The organism is Oerskovia sp. NPDC060287 (assembly GCF_042726775.1).
GTDB lineage: Bacteria > Actinomycetota > Actinomycetes > Actinomycetales > Cellulomonadaceae > Oerskovia > Oerskovia merdavium.
Window position 1 is genome coordinate 1 of record NZ_JBHXBO010000196.1, and the last position, 7,814, is coordinate 7,814.

9 protein-coding genes are annotated in these 7,814 nt (G+C 74.6%); 5 read left to right on the top strand and 4 right to left on the bottom strand.

The window, feature by feature from the left end:
- Nucleotides 1-40: 40 nt before the first annotated feature.
- Nucleotides 41-1,534 carry a leucyl aminopeptidase gene (locus ACFWFR_RS15155; RefSeq protein ID WP_377623507.1) on the bottom strand — a complete coding sequence of 498 codons (1,494 nt, stop codon included), beginning with the start codon at nucleotides 1,532-1,534 and terminating at the stop codon, nucleotides 41-43.
- Between the two features lie 120 nt (nucleotides 1,535-1,654).
- Here ACFWFR_RS15155 and ACFWFR_RS15160 point away from each other — a divergent pair, with 120 nt between their 5' ends.
- Genes ACFWFR_RS15160 through ACFWFR_RS15175 form a run of 4 tightly spaced genes read left to right on the top strand, consistent with a single transcriptional unit; the run spans nucleotide 1,655 to nucleotide 3,832 of the window.
- Nucleotides 1,655-2,011, top strand: a complete 357-nt coding sequence (locus ACFWFR_RS15160; protein ID WP_191805857.1) for a hypothetical protein — start codon at nucleotides 1,655-1,657, stop codon at nucleotides 2,009-2,011.
- An 11-nt stretch (nucleotides 2,012-2,022) separates the two neighbouring features.
- Nucleotides 2,023-2,544 carry a hypothetical protein gene (locus tag ACFWFR_RS15165; RefSeq protein WP_377616327.1) on the top strand — a complete coding sequence of 174 codons (522 nt, stop codon included), beginning with the start codon at nucleotides 2,023-2,025 and terminating at the stop codon, nucleotides 2,542-2,544.
- Entirely contained in the window at nucleotides 2,541-3,626 is a 1,086-nt protein-coding gene (locus ACFWFR_RS15170; RefSeq protein ID WP_377623508.1) for a quinone-dependent dihydroorotate dehydrogenase, read from the top strand. Before ACFWFR_RS15165 ends, ACFWFR_RS15170 begins: the two co-directional genes overlap by 4 nt.
- Nucleotides 3,623-3,832: a hypothetical protein gene (locus ACFWFR_RS15175; RefSeq protein WP_056651218.1), complete on the top strand. Its 210-nt coding sequence runs from the start codon at nucleotides 3,623-3,625 to the stop codon at nucleotides 3,830-3,832. The genes ACFWFR_RS15170 and ACFWFR_RS15175 overlap by 4 nt, the downstream gene beginning before the upstream one ends.
- A 69-nt stretch (nucleotides 3,833-3,901) precedes the next feature.
- Here ACFWFR_RS15175 and ACFWFR_RS15180 read toward each other — a convergent pair whose 3' ends face one another.
- Nucleotides 3,902-4,342: a GNAT family N-acetyltransferase gene (locus tag ACFWFR_RS15180; RefSeq protein WP_377623509.1), complete on the bottom strand. Its 441-nt coding sequence runs from the start codon at nucleotides 4,340-4,342 to the stop codon at nucleotides 3,902-3,904.
- Nucleotides 4,343-4,530: 188 nt separating this feature from the next.
- Nucleotides 4,531-6,012: a PLP-dependent aminotransferase family protein gene (locus ACFWFR_RS15185; protein ID WP_377623510.1), complete on the bottom strand. Its 1,482-nt coding sequence runs from the start codon at nucleotides 6,010-6,012 to the stop codon at nucleotides 4,531-4,533.
- Nucleotides 6,013-6,073: 61 nt separating this feature from the next.
- Here ACFWFR_RS15185 and ACFWFR_RS15190 point away from each other — a divergent pair, with 61 nt between their 5' ends.
- A complete protein-coding gene (locus tag ACFWFR_RS15190) occupies nucleotides 6,074-6,853 on the top strand; it encodes a YitT family protein (protein WP_377623511.1) in 780 nt (259 codons plus the stop codon).
- Here ACFWFR_RS15190 and ACFWFR_RS15195 read toward each other — a convergent pair.
- On the bottom strand, nucleotides 6,850-7,704 hold the full coding sequence (locus ACFWFR_RS15195) for a siderophore-interacting protein (protein WP_377623512.1): 855 nt from the start codon (nucleotides 7,702-7,704) through the stop codon (nucleotides 6,850-6,852). The genes ACFWFR_RS15190 and ACFWFR_RS15195 overlap by 4 nt on opposite strands.
- Between the last annotated feature and the right edge of the window lie 110 nt (nucleotides 7,705-7,814).

The following is a 7,814-nucleotide window of genomic DNA, read 5'->3' on the forward strand; positions in this document are numbered from 1 at the left end:
ACCTCGAGGTCGCGCCCGCCCTGTGCTGCGTCAGGAGGACCTACTTCGTCGCGCGGGCCTCGAGCAGCTCGACCAAGGTGCGCACCGCGACGCCCGTGCCGCCGACCGGCGTGTAGCCGAACGCCGAGCCCTCGTTGAACGAGGGGCCAGCGATGTCCAGGTGCGCCCACGGCGTGGAACCGACGAACTCCTGGAGGAAGAGGCCTGCCACGAGCATGCCGCCGAACCGGTCGCCGATGTTCGCGATGTCCGCGACCTTCGACTTCATGGAGGCGGCGAGCTCCTCGGGCAGCGGCATGGGCCAGAACTGCTCGCCCGCGGCCTCGGCCGCGGTGACGACCTCGCTGCGGACGGACTCGGTGCCCATGACGGCCGAGACCCGGGTGCCCAGCGCGACCATCTGTGCCCCGGTGAGCGTCGCGACGTCGAGCACGACGTCCGGGTTCTCCTCGATCGCGGCGACCAGGCCGTCGGCCATCACCAGGCGCCCCTCGGCGTCGGTGTTGAGGACCTCGACGGTCTTGCCGCCGCGGATCGTGATGACGTCCGAGGGGCGCTGGGCCGTGCCCGACGGCATGTTCTCCGCGAGGCAGAGCCACCCGGTCACCGCGACCGGCAGCCCGAGCCTCGAGGCCGCGAGCACGGTGTGCAGGACGGCGGCCGCGCCGGCCATGTCCGACTTCATGGCCTCCATGCCCTTGGCAGGCTTGATCGAGATGCCGCCCGAGTCGAACGTGATGCCCTTGCCCACGAGCGCGACCTTGGCGTGCGGGCGCGAGGGGGAGTAGGAGACCTTCACCAGTCGGGGGCCGCGCGAGGAGCCCTGCCCGACGGCGAGGATGCCGCCGTAGCCGCCCGCCGCGAGGGCCTTCTCGTCGAGCACGGTCACCTTGACGCCCGTGCCCTTGGCCGCTGCCTTGGCGATGTCGGCGAAGGCTGCGGGGAACAGGTCGTTCGGGGCCGTGTTGACCAGGTCGCGTGTCGCGTGGACCGCCGCGGCGATCGTCGCGGCCCGCTCGACCGCAGCCTTGGCCTTGGCCCCGCGGGCGAGCGAGGTGAGGACCTCGATCGTCGCGACGGGCCCCGCTGCCTTGCCCCCGGCCGCGGTCTCGCGGTAGCGCGTGAAGGAGTACGCCCCGAGGAGCGCACCCTCGGCGATCGCCGCGACCTCGGCCTCGTCGGCGGCAGGGAGCGCGACCGCGACGGACGACGCCCCCGTCAGCTCGCGGACTGCCGCGCCGGCTGCGCGGCGCAGCGTCTCGGCCGGGAACGAGCCCGAGGCGTCCCGGGCACCGAGACCCGTCAGGACGAGCACGCCCGCCTTGAGGTGGGCACCCGCGGGCACCGTGCGGACCTCGTCGCGCGCGCCCGTGATGCCCAGCGCCGGAGCGAGGGCCTCGAGCTCGGCGACCACGTCGCGGGGGAGGTCGTCCCCCACGACGGCCACGCCGTCTGACGTCGTCTGGGTCCCGACGACGAGCGCGTCGACCTTCACGCCGGTCGGGTTCTTGCTGGAGAGAGTGAGTTCAGCCACGCCTCGATGCTAGCCGCTGCCGGCCGCCGGGCCACCGGCGGGACGGGCACGCCCCCGCGCACGGCGCGGGCCGGTCGGACGATTCCTGCCCGTGGGCCCCGCGCCGGTAGGCTCGGCGTCGTGGTCCTCCCCCTCGTCCTCCTCGCCGTCGCGCTGTGCGCGGCACTCACCGGTTGGGCAGGGTGGTTCGTCGCCCGCGACCGTGCCGTGATCCTCAAGCAGCTGTGGGGCGGTGCCGTCATCGAGGGCGTGATCGTCGTGCAGATGATCGTCGCCGGAGTGCTCGCGGCGACCGGGAGCTCGGCGTCCGACCCCGTGAAGCTCTGGGGATACCTGATCACCGCCCTGTTCATCCTGCCCGTCGCCGCCGTCTGGGCGTTCGCCGAACGCACGCGCTGGAGCTCGGTCGTGCTCGCGGTCGCCGCGATCACGGTCGCGTTCCTCGAGTGGCGGCTGTGGCAGATCTGGACCGCCTGAGGAGAGATGGCGTGACCCACCCCGAGACCCCTGAGACCGCACCCGACCCCGCGACCCCGGCGACGTCGTCGGGCGAGGGGGCTCCCCAGACCGCCCGCACCCCGGACACGCCGCGCACCACGGGAAGCGGCTTCGGCCGCGTCCTGGTGCTCGTCTACGGGATCTTCGCCGTCGCGGCGACCGCGCGCGCGTCCGTCCAGCTCCTGCGCGACTGGCACGAGGCCCCCGTCGCCTACGTCCTCTCGGCGCTCGCGGCCGTGGTCTACATCGTCGCGACGGTCGCGCTCGCGCGCGGGTCGCGCACCTCGCGGACCGTCGCCTGGACCGCGGTGAGCGTCGAGCTCGTGGGCGTGCTCGCCGTCGGCGCGTGGTCCCTGCTGGACCCGGCGGCGTTCCCCGAGCCCACGGTCTGGTCCGACTTCGGGATCGGGTACGGGTTCGTGCCGCTGGTCCTGCCGGTCGTAGGCCTCACCTGGCTGTGGCGCACGCGCCCGCCCCAGACCTCCATCACCGAACCGAAGGATCCCGCATGAGCCGGCTGTACTCCCTCCTCTTCAACGGCGTCTTCAAGCACATGGACCCCGAGAAGGCGCACGAGGTGGTGTTCCCGGTCATCTCCCTCGCGGGACGCACGCCCGTCGTGGGCGGGGTCATCCAGGGCGCCGCGGCCCCGTACCTGGGCCGTGGCGCGAACGGCCCCGGCAGCGTCCAGGCGCTCGGCCGCTCGTTCCCGGCGCCGTTCGGTCTCGCGGGCGGCTTCGACAAGAACGCCAAGGCGATCCGCGGCCTGACCATGCTGGGCTTCGCGTTCATCGAGATCGGGACCGTGACGGCGCACGCCCAACCCGGCAACGAGAAGCCGCGCATGTGGCGCGAGCTGTCGCTGCGCGGCATCCGCAACCGCATGGGCTTCAACAACGAGGGTGCGGCGGCCGCGGCCCAGCGTCTCGAGGCCCTGCGGCGCTCGGCGTCCGGGCGAGCCGTCATGATCGGCGCGAACATCGGCAAGACCAAGGTCACCCCGGCAGAGGACGCTGCGGGCGACTACGCGACGAGCGCCGCGCTCCTCGCGCCCCACGCCGACTACCTGGTCGTCAACGTGTCCTCGCCCAACACCCCGGGCCTGCGCGACCTGCAGTCGACCGAGGCGCTGCGGCCCATCCTCCAGGCGGTCCGCGAGGCAGCCGACGACTCGACGCGCGCCGCCGGGGCACGCCGCATCCCGCTGCTCGTCAAGATCGCCCCGGACCTCGCGGACGAGGACGTCGACGCGGTCGCCGACCTCGCGCTCGAGCTGGGGCTCGACGGCGTCGTGGCGGTCAACACGACGATCGGGCACGACCTGGGTCCGGGCGGGCTCTCTGGCCCTCCGCTGCTCGAGCGCGGGCTCGACGTCGTCGCTCGCCTCCGCGGTCGGCTCGGCCCGGACGTCACGATCATCGGCGTGGGGGGCATCTCGACGGCCGACGACGCACGCGCCTACCTGGCGGCGGGCGCCGACCTCGTGCAGGGTTACACCGGCATGATCTACAACGGCCCGTTCTGGGCCGCGAGCATCAACCGGTCCCTGGTGCGCGACGCGGCCCAGGGGGTTCGAGGTGGAGGCGCACGATGATCCGACCCCAGTGGGTGTGGGAGCTCGACGACGCGGACGGGCGCGCTCTCACGACGCCCGTGAGCCCGGCGTTCACCAACCAGTTCGACGCCGAGCAGTGGCTCGGCGAGAGCTGGCGTGACCTCGCGGCACAGGGAGCGGCAGCGGCCCGCCTGCTGAACGACGGCGCCCAGGCGACGGCCACCGTGGAGCTGCGCACGGCGTGAGCCTGTCGTCCGAGGTGCTGCTGGACTCCGACCGGCCCCCGCCGGCCCGGCACGGGGCGTCGCCGCGGCTCAGCGGGCGTCCGCGGCGAGGACGCAGCGGTACCGCTGGACGTGGGGCCGGCGCGGGTCGCGCGGCAAGGCCGTGACGGCGAAGCCAGTCCGACGGTAGAACGCGACGGCGTCGTCGTCCGTCTCGGCGAGCAACGGCGCCCCCTGCACGGCCTCACGGACCGACGTCACGAGCCGGCGCCCGAGCCCGGCCCCGCGGTGGCCGTGCTCGACCGCGAGGTGGCGCAGGACCGTGCCCGTGGTTCCCGCCTCGTACGACGCGAGACCCACCAGCCGCCCGTCGACGAACGCGACGATCGTCGTCAGGCCGCCCCGCACGTCGACCGCGAGACTCTGCAACGCCGAACCGGTGCGGCCGCTGGCCGACGCGAGGAGCCCGAGGTAGTCGGCGGACCCGCGGTCCCGGTCGGTCGGGGCGCGGAAGGACACGTCGGCGGGCATCGGGTCACCCTAACGGCCACGCACGAGGCGGTGCCCGAACCTGTGTCTGTCGCGCCGAGCATGCGGTTGCCGCTGGTCGAGCATGCGGTTGTCGTCGGGCAGGAGGCGATTCGCGACGGCAACCGCATGCTCGGCACCGAGACCAGACCGACCCGTCCCACGCCCACGACGACCTACCCCACGACGACCTACCCCGCGACGTGCTCCCACGCGGCCGCCAACCGGGGCACGGCCCGCCCGATCGCCTCGGCGTCCGGCGCGAAGGTGAGCCGGACGCGCGAGGTCGCTCCGCCGTCGGGCGTGAGGGACGGCCCCGGGTTGATCACCACGCCGCGCACGGCCGCCGCCGCGGTCAGGGCGTGCGCGAGAGGACGCCCCAGGTCGATCCACAGCGACAACCCGCCCGCGGGCGACGCCACGCGCCACGACGGCACCGCGGCCGTGACGGCCGAGCGCAGCAGGTCCCGCTGCGAGCGCAGCAGGGGAAGCCGCTCCGCGAGGACCTCCTCGCGACGGGCGAGCAGCTCGGTCACCGCGAGCTGCTCGAGGACCGAGGTCGCGATGTCGCTCGCCGCACGGGTCCGGGCGAGGTGCGCGACGACGTCGGGGTGCGCCCTGACCCACCCCACGCGCAGCCCGCCCCAGAAGGTCTTGGACGCCGACCCCACCGTGAGCAGGTGGCTCGTGGCTGACCCGTCGCCCGCGAGCGGCTCGGGCGCGGGGCCGTCGAGCGCGATGTCCGAGAGCGTCCCGTCGCCGATCACGGTCACGCGGTGGCGCAGCGCGATGCGGCGGACCTCGGCACGCTCGTCGGGCGTGAGGCTGTACCCCGTGGGGTTGTGGAAGTCGGGGATCAGGTAGGCGAGCCGCGGGGTGGCCGCGCGGACCGTCGACTCGAAGAGCGCGACGTCGAAGCCCGGGCCGTCGCCCGGCAGCCCTGCTCCCACGGGGAACCCGACGACGCGTGCCCCGCGCCCGACCATGGCCTCGATGCCGTGCGCGTACGTGGGGGACTGGACCACGACCCGGTCGCGCGGGCCGAGGACCGACTGCGCGATCGTCGAGATCGCGTGCTGGGCGCCCGTGGTGACGAGGACCTGGTCGGGGGTCGTGGGGGTGCTGCGTTCGGAGAGGCGGTGCGCGATCGCCTCGCGCAGCGGCTGGAGGCCGAGCGGCTCGTACCCGCGGCCCGACAGGTAGTCGGGCAGGGCCTCGAGCGCGCGCCCGTAGGCCGCGTGGAGCTGGGGCGGGGCGGCGGGGGCGGCCTGGCCCAGGTCCACCAGGTCGTCGGGTGGCTCGACGCCCACGGGGACCGGGGCGTCACCGCCGCACCACCGGGGCTGGGAGCGGCGCGTGGGGCGCGGCAGGACCGCGACCGTCCCGACGCCCGTGCGGCTCGTGACGAACCCGCGCTCGCGCAGCGCCGCGTAGGCCGCGGCCGTGGTGGTCCGGGACACGCCCAGCGCCCCGGCGAGGTCGCGCTCGCTCGGCAGGCGCGTGTGCGGGGCGACCGTGCCGGACAGGACCGCGCCACGCACCGCGTCGGCGAGCGCGACGTACGCGGGCCCCTCGGTCTGCCACCCCGTGATGAGCGCGCCGAGCGCTGGTGCAGAGAGCCGGCGGTGCACCGGAGGGAGCGTGGGAGCGGGCGCGGCGAGCGAGGTGGACATGGGGCCACTCTCGCCGAATTGGCTATGGATTACCAGTCCATTGATGCCGCACAGTGGGGGAGTGTCGATCACCCAGGGCTTCAGCCCCTTCCGCCGCACCCTCCAGCTCGTGCTCGGGCTCTTCGGCTTCTCGCTGACCATGGCCATGCTCCTCCACTCGGGCATGGGCGCCATGCCGTGGGACGTCTTCCACCAGGGGGTCGCTCTGCGCACGGGGCTCCCGCTCGGGGTGGTCGTCGTGGCCGCGAGCGTCGTGGTCATGCTGCTGTGGATCCCGCTGCGCCAGCGCCCCGGGATCGGCACGATCGCCAACATCGTCGTGATCGGCGCGACCCTCGACCCGTTCCTGCTGCTGCTCGAGCGCATCGACCCCGACCCCACGACGGCCGGCCGGGTGACGCTCGCGGTCGCGGGCGTGGTGCTCAACGGCGTCGCGACCGCCGCCTACCTCGGCGCGCGGCTCGGTCCCGGTCCGCGGGACGGCCTCATGACGGGCCTGGTCGCCCGCACGGGCTGGCCCGTGCGGCGCGTCAAGACCGCGATCGAGGTCCTCGTGGTCGCGATCGGGTTCGCGCTGGGCGGGACACTCGGGTGGGCGACGGTCCTCTATGCGCTGGGCGTCGGCCCCGTCGTCCAGGTCGCGGCGAGGTGGCTCGCGCCGCACCTGCGTCCGGCGGTCGTCCCGGTCGAGGTGGCCGACGGCGTCGCGCACCTCACGGAGGACGTCGCGTCGGCGGACGGGGCCGTCGGCCCGGGTCTGGCCGCGGGTACGCGCGGCACGGACGGCCTGGGAGACGTGCCGGGCGCCGGGCCGCCACTTTGGCGCCCCGGCGGGGCCTAGTGCTGGTGCGCGGGCTCGGCGTGGTCGTGCTCGTGGTCGTGCTCGTGCGGCTGCGCGTCCTCGTCGTCGCGGTCCGCGCGCACGTTGACGGCTCCCGCGGTCCAGTACCCGACGACCTGGTGCCGGTCGCGCGGCATGCCCCACGCGGTGCGCAGGGTGCGGCGGACGTCACGGCTCGCGGCGCTCTCGCACGCGACCCATGCGTAGCCCGGCGTCGTCCGGACGGACAGGCCGCGCACGGCCTCGACGAGCGCGGCGCCCGTGCGGGCGCCCTCGGCCGTGACGAGCCAGGTGTAGGTCACGTCGCCCCGGGTCTCGAGCTGCTGGCGGTCCTCGAGCGTGGGGACCTCGACGACCGCGTGCGCGACGGCCCCGGCCGGGAGCTCCTCGACGATGCGCCCCAGACCCGGCAGGCCCGTGGGGTCGGCGACGAGCAGACGCCACTCGGCGTCGTCGGGGGCGTCGTAGTAGCTGCGCGAGTCTCCGCCCGCGAAGACGCCCAGCACGTGGCCCGGCTCGGCGCGCACGGCCCAGTCGGACGCGAGGCCGCCGTCGTGCACCGCGAGGTCGACCACGATCGTCCGGCCCGCGTCGTGCACGCGGCGGGCCGTGTAGTGACGCCACGGGGGCTCGGTGCCCTCGACGGGCACGACCCCGTAGTCGTCCTGGTTGAAGAAGGCGATCTCGGCGACGGTCTCGCCGGGGAACGGGAAGGCGAGGTCGATGCGTTCGTCGCCCTGCCCGTCGGTCGTCCACCTCCAGTCGCCGACGGCCTCGAGGTGGACACGGACCATGTGCGGCGTGATGCGCGTCGCCGTGACGACGCGGGCCGGGAAGCAAGGTGAGGACACCCTGACACCGTAGGTCGGGCGAGGGGGTGCTGTGGGGCCAGGGTGTACCGCGCACCGGCCACGGGGGAGTCCCGGCACGACGACGGAGGCCCCCGGTGCTCGGTGAGCAC

Excerpts from the sequence above, each read along its gene's own strand:
- ACFWFR_RS15180 (WP_377623509.1), bottom strand. The coding sequence starts at position 4,342 with ATGCCCGCCGACGTGTCCTTCCGCGCCCCGACCGACCGGGACCGCGGG.
- ACFWFR_RS15185 (WP_377623510.1), bottom strand. The coding sequence starts at position 6,012 with ATGTCCACCTCGCTCGCCGCGCCCGCTCCCACGCTCCCTCCGGTGCAC.
- ACFWFR_RS15175 (WP_056651218.1), top strand. The coding sequence starts at position 3,623 with ATGATCCGACCCCAGTGGGTGTGGGAGCTCGACGACGCGGACGGGCGC.
- ACFWFR_RS15170 (WP_377623508.1), top strand. The coding sequence starts at position 2,541 with ATGAGCCGGCTGTACTCCCTCCTCTTCAACGGCGTCTTCAAGCACATG.